The following is a 20636-nucleotide window of genomic DNA, read 5'->3' on the forward strand; positions in this document are numbered from 1 at the left end:
GACTGCTCCGGTCGTTCGCGGTTCTGGGTGTGGGAGGTCAGGCGGCCGGGAAGGAGGTTTTCGTGAGTTCCTCGGAGACCCGCCAGACGCGTTCGGCCTCTTCCGGGCTGCGCAACGGCGGGTAGAGCCGATGCTCGGCCGGCGGACCGCCGAGGTTGCCCAGCCCGCTGGGGCCGTAGAGGGCGTGGGGTTCGGCACCGGGGTCGGTCGCCGCCATGAGTGCGGGCAGGGCGGCGGTCTCGCGGGTGCCCGCCAGGATTCCGCGGGCGGAAAGCGCTTGGATCAGCCGGTATTGGGGCACGGCCCGGCCGCGGCCGAGCTCGGGCCGGGCGGCCAGCAGGCTGGTCGGGGCCACCCCGGGATGGGCGAGGTTGCTGGTGATGCCCCAGCCGTGGGCCCTACTGCGCCGCTCCAGCTCCAGGCCGAACAGTCCGAACGCGATCTTGGACTGGCTGTACGCGCGCATCCCGTGATAGCTGTGCTCCCAGTTCAAGTCGTCCCAGTGGATAGCGCCCCGCCGGGCCGCGATACTGATCTGCGAGGTCACCCGGGCCCGCCCGGCGCGCAGTAGTGGCAGCAGCTGGGCGACCAGCGCGAAGTGGCCCAGGTGGTTGGTGCCGAACTGCATCTCGAACCCGTCGGTTGTGGTCTGGCGGCTCGGCGGTTGCATCACGCCGGCGTTGTTGATCAGGAGGTGAATCGGGTGATCCTCCGCTCGGAGCGTGGCACCGAGGGCCGCGACCGACTCCAGCGAAGACAGGTCGAGGCTGCGCAACGACGCGTTCGCGCCGGGGACGACCCGGTAGATCTCGGTGATCGCCGCCTCGCCCTTGCGCGGGTTACGTACGGGCATAATGACTTCCGCTCCAGCGGCGGCCAGTCGGGTGGCTATCCCCAGGCCCATGCCGTCGCTCGCGCCGGTAACGACGGCGCGCTTTCCGGACAGGCTGGGGATGGTGATGTCGATCTGGGTGCTCGGCATTGCTCTGCTCCTGATTGCCTTTGTGCGTTCGTCGTCGCGACCGCTATGGCATTGATCCTCAGCGGACCTTCCGCGCGCATCCAGGACTTCCCGATCACAGGCTCGCCAGGTCACCGCTGCGCTTCGGATGGGGGGATCAGCTGTCCGTGGTTACCACCGCCCGCAGCCGGTAGAAAGGAGGGCAGTATTTCCGGAAGGGGCACCATGGTGATCGACCGCACCGGGTTGGCGGAGTTCCTCCGTAATCGGCGTGCGGCACTGCAACCGGAGGACGTCGGCCTGCTGCGCGGGCCGCGGCGCAGGACCAGCGGGCTACGGCGCGAGGAGGTCGCGTCGCTGTGCACTATGTCGGCCGACTACTACTCCCGGCTGGAGCGGGAGCGCGGGCCACAGCCCTCGCAGCAGATGCTCGCCTCGATCGCGCGGGGGTTGCACCTGTCGATCGACGAACGCGACCATCTGTTCCGTCTCGCCGGGCACAACCCACCGGCCAGGGGAACGGCCGGCGAGCACATCAGCCCCGGTCTGCTGCGCATCCTCGATCGCCTGGCGGACACTCCCGCGGAGATCGTCACAGAACTCGGCGAGACCCTGCGGCAGACCCCGATGGGGATCGAGCTCACCGGCGATACGACCCAGTACACCGGGCCCGCCCGCAGCGTCGGATACCGGTGGTTCACCGACCCGGCCGTCCGGGATTTCTATGCCCCGGAAGAACACGCGTTCCTGAGCCGGAGGTATGCCTCGGGACTGCGCGAGCTCGTTACCCTCCGCGGTCCAGGCTCCCGAGCTGCCTACCTGGCGGATCTGCTCTCGGACCGCAGCGAGGAGTTCCGTCGCGTCTGGGACGAGCACGAGATCGGAATCCTTCCGCACGATGTCAAGCACTACATCCACCCCGAAGTCGGTGCGCTGGAACTGAACTGCCAGCGGCTCATCGACCCGGGCCGGGCCCATATGCTGCTCGTCTACACGGCTGTCCCGGGCAGCGAGAGTTACGAGAAGTTGCAGGTGCTATCCGTCATCGGAGCACAATCGCTGCACTGAGCCCACAGCAACCTGCAGAGCTACTACAACCGGCACGAGGTTCGTCCAGCGATACGGACTCACCGCACCAGGGACGGTGCGGCCGACCGCCGGGAGCACCCGGCGCGAGTCCGTCGCGATGCGTGCGGTCTGCGCTCAGTCGGGTAGCCGGCGCATTTCGATCACCGTGAGACCCAGGTTGTCGATCCGGGCCAGGATGCCGCGGATACCCGTGGGGTCGGTGACCGGCCCCGACAGGACCGTCGTACCTTGCGCGTGATCGCCGCTGAGTTCGGGAAATGCGGCGAGCGCGCGTTCGGAGAGTTCGCCGTCGATGGTGAACTGGTATCGCATCGCCGTCTCCTGCCTCGTCCGGACCGGTCGCGACGGCAGGCGTCGCCGCGTCGGAAAGAAGTGTGTCCCGCGGTGGTGCCGCCGGACATCGTCCGCACCGGGTGAAAGCGTTCCGGCGCCGGGTGAGCCGCCGGGGTCAGAGCAGACCGCTGCGCCGCGCTTCCTGCAGGGTTTCCATCCGCGAGCGGGTCCCGAGTTTGGCGTAGATCCCACGCAGATGGGTTTTCACGGTGTTGATGGAGACACTGAGATCGTCGGCGATGTGCTGGGTGGTCCGGCCCGAGGGCAGCTGCTGCAGGATGCGTAGCTCGGTGGCCGTGAGCGGCGGGTGCTGGACCCGCCGCCGGGAGCGGTGACCCGCCCGGACCGCGTCGGCGAACGCGCTGCTGTGCCCGAAGCAACCCGCGTAGTAGTCGAGCAGGTCGATGGTGCCGGGGACATCGAGGAACGGGCGGGTGACCCGATGGGTGGCGCCGATCCGCAGTCCGTTGTCCACGGCTTCCCGGGTCTTGGAATCGTTGCCGAGCTGGTGGTGGGCGCGGGCGAAGAGCAACCAGCCGGTGAGGCGGGCGACCGGATGCGCGCCGGAGGTCGCGGTCAGCACCGGCTCCACCTGGCTGACGACCGCGTGGTGATTACCGGTGCCGGCGGTGAGCGCGGCGGTGGACAGCACCGTGTCGGGGGTGACGCCGAGGACGGTGCGGGCCCGTTCGACGAGCTGGCGGGCGGCGGTGGTCTCGTTGGCGCCCAGCAGCGCCCAGACCGCGGCGCTGAGCAGGCTGCCGCCGAGCACGGGCGCGGGGTCGGCGTCCAGGAGCCGGCCGATACTGCGGCGCAGCCGGTCGGTGGCGGCGCCCGGGTTCTCGGCGCATTGGCAGTCGAGCAGACTGCCCACCACATGGGGTAGCCAGCCGGCCACCGGGCCCGGTGTGCCGTCGCGGCGGATGTGCTCGGCGCACAGGATCCGGATCTGGTCGGGCAGCGGCTCCGAGCCCTGCAGGTAGGCGCCGTAGGCCTCGAGCGCGGTGGCGTGCACGGTTTCCGGTAGGTCCAGCAGTTCGTGGTCGCGGGCGATGGCGCAGGCGCGTTCGGCGCGCTGGCGCATCGTCGTGATCGACCCGGCGAGCCCGGCGGTGACGGCGAGCCTGGTCACCGCGATCAACCGCAGCCGGGGATGGCAGCGGGACCTGGTGCGGCTCAGCGCGATCCGCAACCGCTCCTCGCCGCGAGCCAGTTCACCCCGCAGCGCCAGGGCCGTTCCGGTGGTGACCGCGAGGTAGCCGTCCAGATCGGGGCGGTCGGCGGGCGGCATCCGGTCCGGGAACGCGATCGGCTCGGACTCGGCGCCGGTGGCGACCGCCAGTTCGGCGTCGACAGCGGTGGTCAGGGCTTCCAGCCGGTACGGGCCCGCGAGTGAATGCGGATCGTCGTCGGCGAGTATCCGGGCGCTGTCGCGGTAGGCCTGCGCCGTACCGCTCCCGCCGTGTAGCAACGCGTCGGTGGCCTGCAGCAGCCGCAGGAACGGATCGGTCAGCACATCGGGGGCCGCCGCGGCGAGCGAATCGAACAGGCTCTCGCCGTGATCGGCGAAAACCAGTGCCAGCGCGTGCTCGGACAGGAACGCGGACAGCGGCCGATGGTCGGGCACCGCGAGCAGATGGGCCAGCGCCGCCTGCAGTTCACCCGCGGCGGTGAGCTGCCGGGCCGCCCGCAGCCGCAGATCGGCACACAGGTCCGGGCCCAGCCGGTTCGCCTCCGCCAGGAAGTACGCCCGCAGCATCGGATGGTAGGAGTACCAGACCTTGCCACTCCGGGACAGCGACGTCATCGGGAAATTGATCCGGTCCAGTTCGTAGAGCAGATGTGCCGCCCCGCCACCGACCAGATCGTCGGCGAGTTGTTCGGTGAATTCCTCCGGGACGCTGGTGCAGGTGAGGAACTGCCGCAACGCCGGCGAGAGGGTATCGATGAGCTCACCCACCAGCAGGTCGGCGAACGCATGCGGTGGCCGGGCCAGCGCGGTGAGCGCGTCGGTGTTCTCGCTCGGGCTCGCGGTCAGGTAGATCGCCGCGATCCGGACCAGCGCCGCCCACCCCTCGGTGAGCGACATCAACGTGCGCAGACCCTGTTCGTCGAGTGCGCATTCGTGCCCCGCGCAGAGCCGGGTCGCCTCGTCGGGGGACAGGGCGAGATCGTGGGCACCCCAGCGGGTCAGCCGGGAGTGCAGCTGGAGCAGATGCCAGCGGATCGGGGGGTCGAAGCGTGCGCACAGCACGGTCGTCACGTTCGGCGGTGCGTGCTGCAGGAAATATTCGAGCCCGGCGAGAGCGAGCGGGTCGGTGATGAGGTGGGCGTCGTCGATCACCAGCACGGTCGGTTCGGCGGCCGCGGCCAGCGCCGTGACGATCGCGTCCGCCTCGCCCACACCCGCCGCCGGCTGACCGGACCCGGCGGCGTGCACGCGCAGCCGGGACCGCAATTCCGGCCACAGCACGGTCTGGTCCCGGACGGTGAGCCAGGCGATCCGGGTATCCGGATGCGTGCGCGGCAGATATGTTGCCGCCCAATCCGCTACGGAGACGGTTTTGCCGACCCCGACCTGCCCGCAGATCAGCAGGACACCGCCGTTGCGGCGATCGACCACAGCGTCCAGCCCGGTGTGCAACCGCGGCCGGGAGACCGGGTCGAACGGGAACACCGGGATATGTGACTGTGGCCGAGCTCGCGATATCGGGCGGCCCGTCGGATCCAGTGTTGGCGAAGTGGTCACGGTGCCTCCCGAAGAAGATTTCCGAAACAGCACTAGCACGCACTGGGCCGCAGCCTACCCGAGTAAAAGGCCCCCTCAGCCGCAGGTGAACCAACCTGTTACCAGGGCGTATCCGGGAATATTCATCCGTATCGGGTGAGTCGCCCGCCCTGCTGCCCGCCCTAGCGTGGATCCGATCCCCGCTGCGGGGACCGCTGTTTCCGACGTAAGCGAGGTGGACCGTGTCGTTCTGGGAAGCGCTCTGGCTGATTGTCGTGAGCTTCGCGTTCATCGCGTACCTGCTGCTGCTCTTCTACATCATCGGCGACCTCTTCCGGGACCGGGAGACGTCGGGATGGCTCAAGGCGGTGTGGGTGGTGCTGCTGATCGTGTTGCCACTGCTGGCCTCGCTGGTCTACCTGATCGTCCGGGGTAAGGGAATGACGCAGCGATCGATGACCGAGGCCCAGCAGGTGCAGGCGGCGGAGAAGGAATACATCCAGCGAACGGCGGGAACCAACCCGGCGGCGCAGATCGCCGAGGCCAAACGGCTGCTCGCCGACGGGACGATCACCGAAGGGGAGTTCGAGCGGCTCAAGGCCAAGGCCATGTCGTGACCGCGCCGCCCCCGGAAACGCCGGACTCCGCGGCGCGGGGCGGTGGGCCCGGGCAATGGGCGATCCCACGCGGTTTGATCGTCCTGCTCATCGCGGCGGCCACGGTGGTGGCCATCACCGGGGCGAAGGCTTTCGCCGGTGTGCTGGGCCCGGTGTTCCTGGCGTTGATGCTCGCGATCGCGGTGCAGCCGATCCAACAGTGGATGCAGCGCCGCGGCCGCCCCGCCTGGCTGGGGATGCTCGCGGCGCTGGTGACGGTCTATCTGATCCTGCTCGGATTGGTCGCGGCGATGGCGGTGTCGGCGGCCCAGCTGGCGACCTCGCTCCCGGACTACTCCGACCAGTTCGGCGACCTGCTCGATCAGGTCCAGAACCTCTTGGCGCGATTCGGTATCGATCAGGAACGGATCGACCACGCGCTGAGCGGTTTCGATTTCGGCAAGCTGGTCGAACTGCTCGAGGATCTGCTGCGCGGTCTGGCCGGCGCCTTCTCCAACTTGCTCTTCGTGGTTACGCTGCTGCTGTTCATGGTGTTCGACGGGATGACCATCGGGCGCCGGATCGGCGTGTTGCGGACGATGCGGCCCGATATCGCGGAGGCGCTGGGCTCGTTCACCGCCGGGACCCGCAAGTACCTGATCGTCTCGACGGTGTTCGGTCTCATCGTGGCCGTCCTCGACGGCGTGGCGCTGTGGATACTGGCGGTGCCCTTTCCGCTGTTGTGGGCGCTGCTGTCCTTCATCACCAACTACATCCCGAATATCGGTTTCGTCATCGGGCTGGTGCCGCCCGCGCTGCTGGCGCTGCTGGACAGTGGCGTGCCGAAGATGATCTGGGTGATCGTGGTCTACTGCGTGTTCAACGTCGTGGTGCAGTCGGTGATCCAGCCCAAATACGTGGGCGACGCGGTCGGGCTCAGCGTCACCATCACATTCCTGTCGCTGGTGTTCTGGTCCTGGGTCCTCGGCGCGCTCGGCGCCCTACTGGCCATACCGCTGACGCTGCTGGCGAAGGCGCTGCTGCTCGATATCGACCCGTCGACCCGGTGGATGGACGTTCTCATCGGCGAACGGGCTCCCGATCGTGGCCGTCGTGCTCCCGCCGAATCCCCGGACCCGCCCGGGTGAGCGGGCGCGGGTTCACCCAGGTGGGGTGAGGCGGGACGGCCCCGGCACCAGCGACAGTCGTCGTATCACCGCGCGCGGCAGGAGTGCACCCGGAAGGAGTGGAATTGACCACCGCACCGCACTACGCCACGGAAGCCACCGTGGAGGCCCCGCTGGAACACGGATTTGCCGCGGGGGCCGCGATCGCCACCTCGGTCCTGATGTTGACCGTCGGCGCGTTATCGCTGCTCGAAGGGATCGCCGCGGTAGCCCGGGACGATCTGTTCGTCCTCGGCGGCTCCTATGTCTACGAATTGGATGTCACCACCTGGGGCTGGATCCATATCGGGCTCGGAGCAGCGCTGGTGCTCGCCGGACTGGGCCTGATGACGGGTTCGGCCTGGGGCCGGGCGCTGGCGATCGTTTTCGCGGCGCTGGCCATCGTGGCGAACTTCCTCTGGTTGCCGTACTACCCGTGGTGGTCGACGTTGATCATCGCGCTCAGCGTCGTGGCGATCTGGGCCATCGCCACGTGGCACCCGCGGACCTGACGCTGCGCCGGTACGGACTCCGGGCCGTACGCCGGCGCGCCGTGGTCCTCCTCGTCGACGAAAGGCACGGTGAGTTGTGAGCGACGAGCCCACCCGGCCTTCCGGAACCGGACACGAGAGCCCGGCGCGGGCGTTCGCTGCCCAGTTGTTCCCGCCCCTGCACGGTTACCGGCGTGCCTGGCTGCGGCCGGATCTCATCGCGGGCCTGACCGTGTGGGCGGTACTGGTCCCGGAGGCGCTGGCCTACGCGACGATCGCGGGTGTGCCGCCGGTGGTCGGGTTGTATGCCGCCGTCCCGTCGCTGGTCCTGTACGCGCTGGCCGGTAGCTCCCGGCACCTCGTGGTGGGTCCGATGTCGGCGACCGCCGCCTTGTCGGCCGCGCTGATCACACCGCTGGCCGGCGCCGACGGCGGCCGCTATCTCGCGCTCACCACCGCGCTCGCCATCGCGACGGGTGTGGTGGGCCTGCTGGCCGGACTGCTGCGGCTCGGGTTCATCGCCTCGTTCATCTCCGAGCCCGTGCTGAAGGGGTTCATCGTCGGATTGGCGCTGGTGATCATTATCGGCCAGGTGCCGAAACTGCTCGGGATCGAGAAACACGAGGGTGATTTCTTCGAGCAGTTATGGGGTGTGCTGACCGGTCTGGGGGACACGCAGTGGCGCACCCTGCTGATCGGCGGGCTCGGTCTGCTGCTGGTGCTCGCCGTGAAGAAGTGGCTGCCGCTGATTCCGGGTGCGCTGCTCGCCGTGCTGGCCGGGATCCTGGCCGTGGCGCTGTTCGATCTGGACGACAAGGGGGTGGCGATAGTCGGGCCGATCGACTCCGGGCTGCCCGTGCCCGGTCTGCCCGAGGGCGTGGGCTGGGGCGGCTATCTCGATCTGCTCGGCCCCGCGGTCGGGGTACTGCTGATCGGGTTCGCGGAGGGGCTGGGCGCGGCCAAAACCTACGCGGCGAAGGCCGGCTACGAAATCGACCCCAACAAGGAACTGTTCGGACTCGGCGCGGCCAACCTGGGGGCGGGTTTCGTCTCCGGGATGGTGGTCAACGGCAGTCTGTCCAAAACCGCGGTGAACGGTTCGGCCGGCGCGAAAACTCAGGTCAGCGGACTGATGGTGGCGGTGCTGACCGTGCTGACCCTGCTGCTGCTCACCGGCCTGTTCGAACAGCTGCCCGAGGCCACGCTGGCGGCGGTGGTGATCGCGGCGGTGATCGAACTGGTGGATATCGCGGCGCTGCGCCGGCTCTACCGGGTGTGGTCGCAGTGGCTGGGCACTATCTACGGTCGCGCCGCGCGTGCCGATTTCGTCGCGGCGATCGCCGCCATGCTGGGTGTGCTGCTGTTCGATACGCTTCCGGGTCTGCTGATCGGCGTCGGTGTCTCCGTCGTGCTGCTGGTCTACCGCGGCTCCCAGCCCCATATCGCGGTGCTCGGCCCCCGCGACGGCCTGTGGCTGGATGTCCAGCGCCACCCCGGCCTCGCACAGCGCCCGGACCAGCTCGTGGTGCGGGTGGAGTCGGGGCTGTACTTCGTCAACGCAGACCATGTGCGGGGCCGGATCGAGCAGCTGTGTACGGAGAACACGCGATTGGTGGTGCTCGACGCCGAAACGTCCCCCGCGATCGATGTGACCGCGGCGGCGATGCTGGTCGATCTCAGAGACAGCCTCGCTCATCGCGGTATCGACTTCCGTATCGCCCGATCGATCGGGCAGTTCGGCGACGAGTTAACGGCCGCGCAAACCGGAACCCACCGTATTGCGGTCTATGCCAGCGTCGCCGCCGCGACCGCCGAACCACCGCGCCCGGCGGGTACTACGTATCCGGGACACTGATTTCGCAGGGTCTCGCCGCCCGGGGCGGGACGGATCAGCTCGCGGGATCCGGCGCGGTGTCCGCCCGTCGGCTTCGCCGCAGGGGCGACGGGCCGTCTGATTTCACCGGCGTGCCCGGCGCCTGATCAGCACACCCGCGAGCGCTCCCACCAGGAACAGGATCAGCAGGACCAGCCACATCGGCGCAGTGACCGTGACGAGCAGGAAATTGATATCCACCCGGTCCCGGTTCTGGGCGATGAACACCACCGCCAGCACGATCAGGATTGCGGCCAGCCACTGATTCAACGATATGCGCGACAGCAGTGACCGCTTCGGTGCGTCCTGGGTGGTCATCCGGTCCTCCGAACGGTGGGCTGACGGTATACCGACGAGTGTGCTACCGCGCCTGCTACCGGACATCACCCGCGGCGGATGAGTTGTGTGCTGCCCGCCGGGCAGTCCCGGGACCCGGCAGCCGGGTGAATTCACCCCCCGCAGGTGATACCCGTCCAGCCCGGCCCTGATTAGCGTCGGGGGCACCGCCGGTGTGACCGGTCCGATCCAGGCCCACAAGACCTTGGATCGAGCGAGCGGCGGCGGGTGCTCGAACCTCCGCGCCGGAACCGAACATGAGCCGCGATACCGCAGAGTGAGGTAACGATGACCATGCAACTGGACTTCGACGACACCGCCGATTTCGGGAACGCGGTACGGGGCTTCGTCGCCGAACTCGACCCGCCGGTGGTGACAGCCGCAGACGGACGTGTGGTCTGGGACGCCGGCGCCTACGGGTTCCTGGACGGCGACTGCCCGCCCACCGCGAACGCCAGCCTGTGGCGGCAGGCGCAGCTCTGCAACAAGCAGGGGCTGTTCGAGGTCACCGAGGGGATATACCAGGTGCGAAACCTGGATCTGTCGAATATGACGTTCGTCGAAGGCCGCGAGGGCGTCATCGTGATCGACCCGCTGATCTCGGCGGAGACCGCGGCGGCGGGACTGGCGCTGTATCGCGCGCAGCGCGGCGACCGTCCGGTCACCGGGATGATCTACACCCATTCGCACGTGGATCATTTCGGCGGGGCCCGGGGCGTGGTTCCCGAGGGACATCCACCTATACCGATCCTGGCTCCCGAGGGATTCCTCGAACACGCCGTCAGCGAGAACGTCTACGCCGGGAATGCGATGAACCGGCGCGCGGTCTTCATGTACGGCGCGGTACTGGACAAGTCGCCCGAGGGGCAGATCGGTGCCGGGCTCGGAATGACCACGTCCCTCGGGACCGTCACCCTCATCCCGCCGACGGTCGATATCACCCGGACCGGGCAGGAAGAGGAGATCGACGGCGTCCGCATCGTTTTTCAGCTCACCCCTGGTACCGAGGCGCCGGCCGAGATGAACTTCCTGTTTCCCGACCGCCGCGCACTCTGCATGGCGGAGAACGCGACACACAATATGCACAATGTGCTCACGCTGCGTGGTGCCGTCGTCCGTGATTCCCGAGTGTGGGCCAAGTACCTGGACGAGGCCATCGCCCGCTTCGGAGACAAGGCCGATATCGCGTTCGCGTCGCATCATTGGCCTACGTGGGGCCGGGAGAACTGGACGGCCTTCATCGCCGGCCAACGGGATATGTACGCCTATATGCACGACCAGACGCTGCGCCTGACGAACCAGGGTTTCACCGGCCCGGAGATCGCCGAGCAGTTCGAGTTCCCGCCCGCGCTCGACGCAATGTGGGCGAATCGCGGCTACTACGGCTCCACGAGTCACAACGTGAAGGCGATCTATCAGCGGTATATGGGCTGGTTCGACGGGAATCCCGCGCACCTGTGGGAACACCCGCCGGTCGAGCAGGCGCGTCGGTACGTCGCCGACTACGGCGGTATAGACGCGATCGTCGCCACCGGCCACCGGTACGCCACCGACGGGGATCTCCGCTTCGCCGCCACGCTGTTGCAGCACGCCGTTTTCGCCGAACCGGGACACGACGGTGCCAAACAGGAGCTGGCGCAGGTCTACGAACGGCTCGGCCACGGCGCCGAGAACGGCACCTGGCGCAACTTCTACCTGGTCGGCGCGCAAGAACTGCGCACGGGTCCGAGCCCGACGGCGACGAGTACGGCCGGTCCGGAGATGCTGAACGCACTGTCGCTCGACATGATCGTCGACTCCCTCGCGGTCCGGATCGACGGCCTGCGCGCCGCGGCGGCCGATTTCACCATGGATTGGGAGCTGTCCGACGAGAACCGGGTACACCGCCTGACCCTGTCCCACGGCGCTCTCACCCACCGCACGCCCACACCGGAGACACCGGCCCCCGGCCCCGCGGATCTCACCCTGACGCTGACCAAGGCACAGTTGCTGAAAGCCGTGAGCGGGGGCGGTTTCGACGGGGTCACCATGAAGGGTGATGAAAGCCTGCTGCAGACCTTCATCGGTCTGCTCGACACACCCGATCCCCGCTTCCCGATCGTCACGCCCTGACCACTATTCCTTGAAGCGGTGGCCCATCCCCGGCTCGGTCACCAGATGCCGGGGGTGGGACGGGTCGTCCTCCAGTTTGCGGCGCAGTTGGGCGAGGTAGACGCGCAGGTAGTGGGTTTCGGCCTGATAGGCCGGACCCCACACTTCGCGCAACAGCTCCCGCCGGCCCACGAGCTTGCCACGATTGCGCACCAGCATCTCGAGCACGCCCCATTCGGTCGGGGTCAGGTGTACCTCGGCCCCGGCCTTGAGGACTTTCTTCGCCGCCAGGTCGACGGTGAACGAATCGGTGACGACCACCGGTTCGTCGATATCGGCCGAGTCCGCTGCCCGCCGCAGCGCGGCGCGCAGCCGGGCCAGGAACTCGTCCATCCCGAAGGGTTTGGTCACATAGTCGTCGGCGCCGGCGTCGAGCGCGTCCACCTTGTCCGCCGAATCGGTGCGGGCCGAGAGCACGATGATCGGCACTTTCGTCCAGCCGCGTAGGCCGGCGAGCACCTCGATGCCGTCGATATCGGGGAGCCCGAGGTCGAGAACCACGACATCGGGTTTGCGCTCGGTCGCCGCGCGCAGGGCGCCCGCACCCGTCGCCGCGGTCACCACCTCGTAACCGCGCACCGAGAGGTTGATCCGCAGTGCCCGCAGGATCTGCGGTTCGTCGTCGACGACCAGTACCGTGGGCTGCCGCTGTGGCCCGTGCTCCGGCTGCGGTGCGGTTTTCATCCGGATACCTCCGTGGGCAGCGCGTCGTCCCGGTCGGCCGCGACCGGGAGATCGACGGTGACGGTGAGCCCGCCACCGGGGGTGGGTGCGGCGCTCACGGAACCGCCCAGGGCATCGGCGAATCCGCGTACCACCGACAGTCCCAGGCCGAGACCGCTGGTGTTGTCGCGGTCGCCGAGCTGCTGAAACGGGTCGAAAACGCGTTCGGAATCGGTGCCGGGCAGCCCCGGCCCGTGATCCACGACCCGCACGAGTACCCGGCCGTCCACCGCCGCGGCATCTATTGTGACCTCCGATTCCGCGCCGTAGCGCAACGCATTGTCGACGAGGTTGGCCAGAATCCGCTCCAGCAGATCGGGATCGGCCTGCACCGCGGTCGCCCCGACCAGGACTCGCACGCGGTCGAGCGCGCCGCGGCGCGCACCACGCGGACTCACGCCCACGCTGACCAGTGACCGGTGCACCACCTCGTCCAGGTATACCGGCCGCAGCCGCGGCCGCACCACACCCGCCGCGAGCCGGGAGGAATCGAGCAGATTGCCGACCAGCGCTGTGAGCTGATCGGCCGACTCCTCCACGGTGGCGAGCAGTTCGGCGCGGTCCTCCGCAGAGAACTCCACATCGTCGGAGCGCAGGCTCGACACCGCCGCCTTGACCGCCGCCAGCGGGGTGCGCAGATCGTGGCTCACCGCCGAGAGCAGATCCCGGCGCAACCGGTCGGCCTCCGCGAGGGCCGCCGCCTGGTTCGCCTCTTCGGTGAGTTCGCGGCGCTGCACCAGACCGACGGCCTGGCCGGCCACGGCCTCCAGTACCCGCCGGTCCCGGGCCCGCAGGGTCGGGCCGGACAGCAGCAGCCAATAGTCGTCCCCGACCTCGACGGCGGTATCGGCCGCGTCGGCGCGTTCGGGTGGATCCGTGCCGACCGCGGCGAGCGCACCGCGGGTGCGGTGCCGCAGGCTCGCCGCGCGCTGGCCGTAGGTCTGGCACAACCGGTCCAGCAGGGCGGTCGGATCGGCGCCGCGCAGCACCGAACCCGCGAACAGGGTCAGCAGTTCGGCCTCCCGGGAGGCCTGCCCGGCCTGTTCGGCACGGCGGGCGGCGGTATCGACGAGGATCGCCACCGCGACCGCCACGACCAGCAGCAGCACCGCGGGCAGGAAGCTGTTCGGCTCCTGGATGGTGACGCTGTAGCGGGGGTCGGTGAACAGGACATTGAGCAGCAGCCCGGCCAGCAGCGCAGCGGCGATCGCCGGCAGCACACCGCCGAACAACGCGACCGCCAGCACCGCGACGAAGTACAGTGCGCTCTCGCTCACCAGATCGAGGTAGCGGTCCAGCCAGACCGCCAGCAGCGCCGAGATCGCCGAGGGCACCACGAACGCGGCCACCCAGGCCTGTGTGCGGCGCACCCTGGGCCGCGGCTTCTGCCGTCGCCGTCGTCGTCCCGCTGCCTCGTGGGTCACCATGTGGACATCGATCTTGCCGGACTGCTGGACCACTTCGGCGCCGATGCCCTCGTCGAGTACCCGCGCCCAGCGGGAGCGCCGGGAGGTACCCAGCACCAGCTGGGTGGCGTTGACCGTCCGCGCGAAATCCAGCAGGGCGGTGGGTACATCGTCGCCGACCACCGTATGCAGTTCGGCACCCAGGTGGGCCGCCAGTTCGCGGACTGCCGCCATTTGCGGGGCGGCGACCCCGCTCAGTCCGTCCCCGCGGATCACGTGCACGACGAGCAGTTCGGCACTGGATTTGGCCGCGATCCGCCCGGCGCGGCGGACCAGGGTTTCCGATTCCCGGCCGCCGGTGACCGCGACGACGACGCGCTCGCGGGCCTCCCACGTGGCGGTGATCCGATGGTCGGCGCGATATTTCGCGAGCGCGGCATCCACCTGGTCGGCCAGCCAGAGCAACGCGAGTTCGCGTAATGCGGTGAGGTTGCCGCGCCGGAAATAATGCGACAGCGCAGCATCGGCCTTCTCCGGCGCGTACACATTGCCGAGCGTGATCCGCCGCTGTAGCGCCTCCGGCGTGATATCGACCAGTTCGACCTGGTCGGCGGCCCGCACCACCGCGTCGGGCACGGTCTCCCGCTGCGTCACACCCGTGATCTGCTCGACCACATCGTTGAGGCCCTCGAGGTGCTGGATGTTCACCGTGGACACCACATCGATCCCGGCCGCGAGGAGTTCCTGTACGTCCTGGTAGCGCTTGCGGTTACGGCTGCCGGGGGTGTTGGTATGGGCCAGTTCGTCCACGAGCACCAGGTCGGGCCGGCGGGCGAGCACCGCGTCCACATCCAGTTCGTACTGCACCGTGCCGCGATAGGGGATCGCGATCCGGGGCAGCTGCTCGATACCTTCCAGCAGATCCGCGGTCTGCGCGCGGCCGTGCGTTTCGACCACGGCGGCCACCACATCCTGGCCGCGGGCCAATCGGCGATGTGCCTCGCCCAACATCGCGAACGTTTTACCGACCCCGGGGGCCGCGCCGAGATAGATGCGCAGCTCACCCGGGGTGCGGTCGGGTGTCGTGGTCACTTCGGAATCATGTCACCGTGCACGGCTCAGTCGCCGCTCGCGGTACCGGACACCGGGTAGCGGCGGTCCAGATCGAGGTTGAGCTCGAGCACATGGACCCGCGGTTCCCCGGCGAAGCCGAGTTCGCGGCCGGTGCTGTGCGCCGCGACCACGGCCCGCACCGCGGCCGGGTCGATACCGCGTGCCGCGGCCACCCGGTCCACCTGGATCTCCGCGTAGGCCGGGGAGATGTGCGGGTCCAGACCACTACCGCCGCTGGTCACCGCGTCCGCGGGGACCGCCGGTTCGGCGGGGGCGTTCCCGGCGATCAGCACGATCCGCCCGGCCGCATAGTCCTCGCCGTACCGTGCGCATTCGACCCGGATACCCTGGTATTCGGCCAGGAACACCGGCGCCGGGGTTTCCGCGGGATCGGCCGGGCACGGTTCGTTGACGCTGACCACGCGCGCCGGCGTCACCACGCCGTCCGCGGTCTGCGGGCCGAGAACCGAGAGCACCGCCCCCACTCCGCTCGGCGTGCAGAACGGCCGGCTGCCGTCCACGCCTTCCCGCAGGCCGATTTCCCGGCTGCGGGTGCAGACCTGGGTGAGCAGGCTCGGCTCGAATCCGGCCGATTCCGCGTCCGAACCCGTCGACAGCAGGGCCGGGTCGGCCGGAGTGTCGACGATATTCTCCGGACCGAGATTGCTACCGCCCGAGGCGAGGCCGTCGTAGCCGTCCCCGGCCGCCGAGGGCCGGCTCTGGAAATACCAGGTGATCGGGTCGCCGTTCGCGTCGGTGAACGATTGACCGAGCAGCGAGCTGCCCACGACCCGGCCGTCGGCCTCGACGATCGAACCGTGCGATTTGTCGTGCAGACCGGGCAGTTGACCCGCTACCCAGACGAGGGCGGGGTAGGCCAGACCGGTGATCACAGTCAGTACCAGGAGCGCCCGCAGTCCGGCGAGATGCTGGCGGATGAGATCGGAAACAGGCATATCAGGACATCCCGGGCAGGTATTGGACGATGAGGTCGATGAGTTTGATCCCGAGGAACGGCGCGACGATCCCGCCCAGCCCGTAGATCGACAGGTTCCGGCTGAGCAGTTTCGACGCGCTACCGGGCGTGTACCGCACCCCGCGCAGCGCCAGCGGGATCAGCGCGACGATGACCAGCGCGTTGAAGATCACCGCCGACAGGATCGCCGACTGCGGACTGGCCAGCCGCATGACATTCAGCAGATCCAGCCCCGGGAACAACCCGACGAACAGCGCCGGAATGATCGCGAAGTACTTGGCGATATCGTTGGCGATCGAGAACGTGGTCAGCGCCCCGCGGGTGATGAGCAGCTGTTTGCCGATCTCGACGATTTCGATCAGTTTGGTGGGATCGGAGTCGAGGTCGACCATGTTCCCGGCCTCTTTGGCGGCCGAGGTGCCGGTGTTCATCGCGACCCCGACGTCCGCCTGCGCGAGCGCGGGCGCGTCGTTGGTGCCGTCACCGGTCATCGCGACCAGCCGGCCGCCTTCCTGTTCCCGCCGGATCAGGGCCAGTTTGTCCTCGGGCGTGGCCTCGGCGAGGAAATCGTCCACTCCGGCTTCGTCGGCGATCGCCTTGGCGGTGCGTGGATTGTCGCCGGTGATCATGACGGTCCGGATACCCATCCGCCGCATTTCGGCGAAACGCTCCCGCATGCCCTGCTTCACCACGTCCTCGAGGCGAATCACGCCGAGTACCCGGGCGTTCCCGTCGCGGATCTCACCGACCGCGAGCGGGGTGCCGCCCGCCGAGGAGATCTCGTCGACCACGGTTCCCAGCTCGGTGGGCACGGTGCCGCCTTGGGCGCGGACCCATTCCGCGACCGACCCGGCCGCCCCCTTGCGCAACCGGTGTCCGTCCACGTCCACCCCCGACATCCGGGTGGTGGCGCTGAACGGCACCCATTCGGCGTGGGCGAGTTCCCCCGGGGTGCGTTCGCGCAGCCCGTAGGTGTCCTTCGCGTAGACCACGATGGACCGGCCCTCCGGGGTCTCGTCGGCGAGACTGGACAGCTGCGCGGCGTCCGTCAGCTCTTGTTCGCCGACCCCGGTCAGCGGCAGGAACGCCGTGGCCTGCCGGTTACCGAGGGTGATCGTGCCGGTCTTGTCCAGCAGCAGCGTGTTCACATCGCCCGCGGCCTCCACGGCCCGGCCGGACATGGCCAGCACATTGCGCTGCACCAGCCGGTCCATACCCGCGATACCGATGGCCGACAGCAGCGCCCCGATCGTCGTCGGGATCAGGCACACCAGCAGCGACACCAGCACGATCCCGGTGACACCGTAGGTGCCGAGTGCGAGACTGTCCGGCACCCCGGGATTGTTCGCCTTGGCGAAGATCGCCATCGGCTGCAGGGTGACGACCGCGACCAGGAAGATCAAAGTCAGGGCGGCCAGCAGGATGTTCAGCGCGATCTCGTTCGGCGTCTTCTGCCGCGAGGCACCCTCGACCAGCGCGATCATCTTGTCGATGAAGCTCTGGCCCGGTTCCTGGGTGATCCGCACGACGATCCGGTCCGACAGCACCGTGGTCCCGCCGGTCACCGCCGAGCGGTCACCGCCGGATTCCCGGATCACCGGGGCGGATTCGCCGGTGATGGCCGATTCGTCCACCGAGGCGATACCTTCGACCACATCACCGTCACCGGGGACGACCTGGCCGGCTTCCACGACGACATGGTCGCCCCGGCGCAATTCCGGCGCCGGGACCGGCTCTTCGACCGGGTTCGCACCCGGCACCCAGTCGACCAGCCGCCGGGCGACGGTATCGGCTTTGGCCTTGCGCAGGGTATCGGCCTGCGCCTTGCCGCGCCCCTCGGCGACGGCTTCGGCGAGGTTGGCGAACACCACGGTCAGCCAGAGCCACGCGACGATCGCCCAGGCGAAGAAACCGGGGTCGGCGATCGCGAGCACGGTCGCCCAGACGGCGCCGATCTCGACGATGAACATCACCGGATTGCGCCACAGGGTGCGCGGATCGAGTTTGCGCGCGGCCTGCGGTAGTGAGGTCAGCAGCATCTGCGGGTCGAGCAGGCCGCCGCGGACCCGGCTCTTCTCCGGCTGCGAGACCGCCGGTACGGCGGTCGGTTCGATGGTGGGAGCGGACATATCAGTGGATTCCCTCGGCGAGCGGCCCGAGCGCGAGCGCGGGCAGGAAGGTGAGAGCGACCAGGATCACGGTGACACCGACGACCAGGCCGACGAACTGCGGCCGGTGGGTGGGCAGCGTCCCCACCGAGGCGGGCGTGGTGCCCTGCCGCGCCAGCGAACCGGCCAGGGCCAGCACCAGGATCATCGGCAGGAACCGGCCGAAGAGCATGGCCAGGCCGAGCGCGGTGTTGAACCATTCGGTGTTGCCGGACAGCCCGGCGAACGCGGAACCGTTATTGTTCCCGGCCGAGGTGAACGCGTACAGCACCTCGGACAGGCCGTGCGGCCCGGAATCCTGGATCGAGGCCCGCTGTCCCGGCATCGCCATGGCGAGCGCGGTGCCGGTCAGCACGATCACCGGGGTCACCAGGAAATACGCGGCGGCCAGTTTGATCTCGCGGGGAGTGATCTTCTTCCCGAGGTATTCCGGGGTGCGCCCGACCATCAGTCCGGCGACGAACACCGTGATCAGCGCCAGGACGAGCATCCCGTACAGCCCGGATCCCACGCCGCCGGGCGCCACCTCGCCGAGCTGCATATTGAACAGCAGCATCATGCCGCCGAGGCTGGTGTAGGAATCGTGCATCGAATCCACGGCACCGGTGGAGGTGAGGGTCGTGGCGGCGCCGAATACCGCCGAATTCGCCACGCCGAAGCGCTGCTCCACGCCTTCCATCGACGCCCCGACCGCGGCCGGCACGGTGCCGTGGTGCTGGAGCTGGAAAACGCTGACCAACGTGACACTGGCCAGGGCCAGCACGGTCATCACCGCGGCGATGGCATACCCCTGCTTGCGGCTGTCCACCATCCGGCCGAAGGTGCGCGGCAGTGAGAACGCGATCACCATCAGCAGGAAGATCTCCAGCCAGTTGGTCCACGCGGTGGGGTTCTCGAACGGGTGCGCGGAGTTCGCATTGAACGGCCCGCCGCCGTTGGTCCCGAGCTCCTTGATGGCCTCCTGACTCGCGATCAGGCCACCGGGCAGGGTCTGCTGGGTGCCCCCGAGAGTGGTCGCCACCTGATCGTTGAGGTGGAGGTTCTGGATCACTCCGCCGCCGATCAGCACGACGGCCGCCACGAAGGCGAGGGGGAGCAGGATGCGCAGCGTACCGCGCACCAGATCGACCCAGAAGTTCCCGAGCGTGCCTGTCCGTGCCCGCGCCAATCCGCGGACCACGGCCATGGCGACCGCCATCCCGACCGCGGCCGAGACGAAGTTCTGCACCGTCAGACCCGCGGCCTGGGCCAGCGGGCCGAGGGTGGATTCGCCCGAGTAGTTCTGCCAGTTGGTGTTCGTGACGAAACTGGCCGCGGTATTCCAGGCCAGCGCGGCGGACATCGGTGTGGCCGTATCGTCCGGGAACAGCGGCAGCTTGTCCTGCACGACCAGCAGCACGAACAGGAACGCCACGCTCACCGCCGAGAAGGCGAGCGCGCTGCGCGCGTAGCCGCCCCACGTCTGCTCACTGCCGGGATCGGCGCCGATCAGGCGGTAGATACGGCGTTCGAGGCGGGAATGGGTCGTGCGGGTATAGACGCGGTACATGTAGTCCCCCAGCGGCACATGGACCACGGCGAGCGCGGCCACCAGCGTGCCGAGGAACAGCACACCCGCAACGGTGGTACTCACTCAGAACCTCTCGGGAAACAGCAGGGCGGCCACCAGCAGACCGGTGACCAGGACAGCCAGGGCCAGGCCCACGGCATTCACGACGTTCACAAGCGCTCCACCATCCGCTGCACGAACCCGAGCAGACCGAACACCGCGACCGTGACCAGGAGATAGGCCAGGATCGACACTCTCGCCTCCGTTTCCGAAATCCGGGGGGCAGCACGACACAACCGACCGGTTGCGGCTGCCCGACCGGATCGAAACTACGAGCCGCGCACCCCGGCGCCCCGCACGTTGACGAGTCCTTTACGCCCCACGTCCCCGCCCTGACGCCTTCCATGCGCCCGGGCCTGCCTCCGCTGCCCGGAACAACCGCCCCCGCGACTCTGCCTCCGGCGATCCGCCGGGTCCGGGAACAACGGTCACTGCAGTGCCACCGCTGCCGGGTGCCCCACCGTGCGGACGTCGGCCGCAGGACACCCATGACGAACCGGACCGGGGCACCCGAAGTCGATGTGGAGTCGTATCCGGCGAATCGGCGCGCGAACAGTGAGGAGAGCGCAGGCTTGACGGGAACGCATCACGCAAAGAATGGCCGCCCGGCCGGAACCACCGGCCCCGCACAACGGAGGACTGTTCATGCACCCGTTCGCTTACACCCCGGCCGAGTTGGCCGACGCCATCATCCTGTCCGTCCGCTGCGTGTTGCACGTGTACTCGTCGGGCACGCCCTGCGTCCCGATCTGAGAACGTCGCCGGTAGGTGATCGGGGACGCAGCCGCCGGACCTCGTGAGCGGCGCCGCCGCGATCGGCCCGCCGGCCACAGCAGCGAGTCGTACGGGTGGGGTTGCCCCGGCCCGTGTTCGCACAGCCTGCGCGGTCGGCCGGTGTGCGGCGCCGAGGTGTGCGT

The 20636-nt window shown here is 68.8% G+C and carries 16 protein-coding genes; 6 read left to right on the plus strand and 10 right to left on the minus strand.

Annotated features, from left to right (window positions below):
- Positions 1 to 37: 37 nt before the first annotated feature.
- Positions 38 to 982: an SDR family oxidoreductase gene (locus tag ACIA75_RS33025; RefSeq protein ID WP_397110972.1), complete on the minus strand. Its 945-nt coding sequence runs from the start codon at positions 980 to 982 to the stop codon at positions 38 to 40.
- A 207-nt stretch (positions 983 to 1189) separates the two neighbouring features.
- On the opposite strand from ACIA75_RS33025, the gene ACIA75_RS33030 reads away from it, so the two are divergent.
- The gene (locus tag ACIA75_RS33030; RefSeq protein WP_397111109.1) at positions 1190 to 2029 is read left to right on the plus strand and encodes a helix-turn-helix transcriptional regulator; all 840 of its coding nucleotides are present in this window, start codon (positions 1190 to 1192) and stop codon (positions 2027 to 2029) included.
- Between the two features lie 135 nt (positions 2030 to 2164).
- Here ACIA75_RS33030 and ACIA75_RS33035 read toward each other — a convergent pair whose 3' ends face one another.
- Positions 2165 to 2362, minus strand: a complete 198-nt coding sequence (locus ACIA75_RS33035; RefSeq protein ID WP_397110973.1) for a hypothetical protein — start codon at positions 2360 to 2362, stop codon at positions 2165 to 2167.
- Between the two features lie 136 nt (positions 2363 to 2498).
- On the minus strand, positions 2499 to 5132 hold the full coding sequence (locus ACIA75_RS33040; RefSeq protein ID WP_397110974.1) for a LuxR C-terminal-related transcriptional regulator: 2634 nt from the start codon (positions 5130 to 5132) through the stop codon (positions 2499 to 2501).
- A 221-nt stretch (positions 5133 to 5353) separates the two neighbouring features.
- On the opposite strand from ACIA75_RS33040, the gene ACIA75_RS33045 reads away from it, so the two are divergent.
- The 4 genes from ACIA75_RS33045 to ACIA75_RS33060 all read left to right on the plus strand — a co-directional run bounded on the left by ACIA75_RS33045 (position 5354) and on the right by ACIA75_RS33060 (position 9219).
- A complete protein-coding gene (locus tag ACIA75_RS33045; protein WP_397110975.1) occupies positions 5354 to 5728 on the plus strand; it encodes an SHOCT domain-containing protein in 375 nt (124 codons plus the stop codon).
- Positions 5725 to 6855 carry an AI-2E family transporter gene (locus tag ACIA75_RS33050; RefSeq protein ID WP_397110976.1) on the plus strand — a complete coding sequence of 377 codons (1131 nt, stop codon included), beginning with the start codon at positions 5725 to 5727 and terminating at the stop codon, positions 6853 to 6855. Before ACIA75_RS33045 ends, ACIA75_RS33050 begins: the two co-directional genes overlap by 4 nt.
- A gap of 98 nt (positions 6856 to 6953) precedes the next feature.
- A complete protein-coding gene (locus ACIA75_RS33055) occupies positions 6954 to 7385 on the plus strand; it encodes a hypothetical protein (protein WP_397110977.1) in 432 nt (143 codons plus the stop codon).
- A gap of 145 nt (positions 7386 to 7530) precedes the next feature.
- The gene (locus ACIA75_RS33060; RefSeq protein ID WP_397111110.1) at positions 7531 to 9219 is read left to right on the plus strand and encodes a SulP family inorganic anion transporter; all 1689 of its coding nucleotides are present in this window, start codon (positions 7531 to 7533) and stop codon (positions 9217 to 9219) included.
- 102 nt (positions 9220 to 9321) lie between these two features.
- Here ACIA75_RS33060 and ACIA75_RS33065 read toward each other — a convergent pair whose 3' ends face one another.
- Positions 9322 to 9555: a lipopolysaccharide assembly protein LapA domain-containing protein gene (locus ACIA75_RS33065; protein ID WP_397110978.1), complete on the minus strand. Its 234-nt coding sequence runs from the start codon at positions 9553 to 9555 to the stop codon at positions 9322 to 9324.
- 312 nt (positions 9556 to 9867) lie between these two features.
- Here ACIA75_RS33065 and ACIA75_RS33070 point away from each other — a divergent pair, with 312 nt between their 5' ends.
- Entirely contained in the window at positions 9868 to 11685 is a 1818-nt protein-coding gene (locus tag ACIA75_RS33070; RefSeq protein ID WP_397111111.1) for an alkyl/aryl-sulfatase, read from the plus strand.
- 3 nt (positions 11686 to 11688) lie between these two features.
- Here ACIA75_RS33070 and ACIA75_RS33075 read toward each other — a convergent pair whose 3' ends face one another.
- From ACIA75_RS33075 to ACIA75_RS33100, 6 genes are read right to left on the minus strand one after another with little or no spacing between them, the layout of a single operon-like run.
- Positions 11689 to 12408 (minus strand): response regulator, encoded by a 720-nt coding sequence (locus ACIA75_RS33075; protein ID WP_397110979.1) that lies wholly within the window; start codon positions 12406 to 12408, stop codon positions 11689 to 11691.
- Positions 12405 to 14945: an ATP-binding protein gene (locus ACIA75_RS33080; protein WP_397110980.1), complete on the minus strand. Its 2541-nt coding sequence runs from the start codon at positions 14943 to 14945 to the stop codon at positions 12405 to 12407. Before ACIA75_RS33080 ends, ACIA75_RS33075 begins: the two co-directional genes overlap by 4 nt.
- 26 nt (positions 14946 to 14971) lie before the next feature.
- On the minus strand, positions 14972 to 15922 hold the full coding sequence (locus ACIA75_RS33085) for a potassium-transporting ATPase subunit C (protein ID WP_397110981.1): 951 nt from the start codon (positions 15920 to 15922) through the stop codon (positions 14972 to 14974).
- Position 15923: 1 nt separating this feature from the next.
- Complete coding sequence (kdpB, locus tag ACIA75_RS33090) at positions 15924 to 18071, minus strand: potassium-transporting ATPase subunit KdpB (RefSeq protein ID WP_397110982.1); 2148 nt, start codon at positions 18069 to 18071, stop codon at positions 15924 to 15926.
- 1 nt (position 18072) lies between these two features.
- Positions 18073 to 19743: a potassium-transporting ATPase subunit KdpA gene (gene kdpA / locus ACIA75_RS33095; RefSeq protein WP_397110983.1), complete on the minus strand. Its 1671-nt coding sequence runs from the start codon at positions 19741 to 19743 to the stop codon at positions 18073 to 18075.
- Positions 19744 to 19833: a potassium-transporting ATPase subunit F gene (locus ACIA75_RS33100; RefSeq protein ID WP_397110984.1), complete on the minus strand. Its 90-nt coding sequence runs from the start codon at positions 19831 to 19833 to the stop codon at positions 19744 to 19746.
- Between the last annotated feature and the right edge of the window lie 803 nt (positions 19834 to 20636).

This window comes from Nocardia sp. NPDC051750 (genome assembly GCF_044453135.1).
In the GTDB taxonomy this organism is placed as follows: Bacteria; Actinomycetota; Actinomycetes; order Mycobacteriales; family Mycobacteriaceae; genus Nocardia.

Coding starts and splice junctions, on each gene's coding strand:
- ACIA75_RS33075 (WP_397110979.1), bottom strand. CDS start 12,408: ATGAAAACCGCACCGCAGCCGGAGCACGGGCCACAGCGGCAGCCCACG.
- ACIA75_RS33065 (WP_397110978.1), bottom strand. CDS start 9,555: ATGACCACCCAGGACGCACCGAAGCGGTCACTGCTGTCGCGCATATCG.
- ACIA75_RS33035 (WP_397110973.1), bottom strand. CDS start 2,362: ATGCGATACCAGTTCACCATCGACGGCGAACTCTCCGAACGCGCGCTC.
- ACIA75_RS33070 (WP_397111111.1), top strand. CDS start 9,868: ATGCAACTGGACTTCGACGACACCGCCGATTTCGGGAACGCGGTACGG.
- ACIA75_RS33085 (WP_397110981.1), bottom strand. CDS start 15,922: ATGCCTGTTTCCGATCTCATCCGCCAGCATCTCGCCGGACTGCGGGCG.
- ACIA75_RS33025 (WP_397110972.1), bottom strand. CDS start 982: ATGCCGAGCACCCAGATCGACATCACCATCCCCAGCCTGTCCGGAAAG.
- kdpB (WP_397110982.1), bottom strand. CDS start 18,071: ATGTCCGCTCCCACCATCGAACCGACCGCCGTACCGGCGGTCTCGCAG.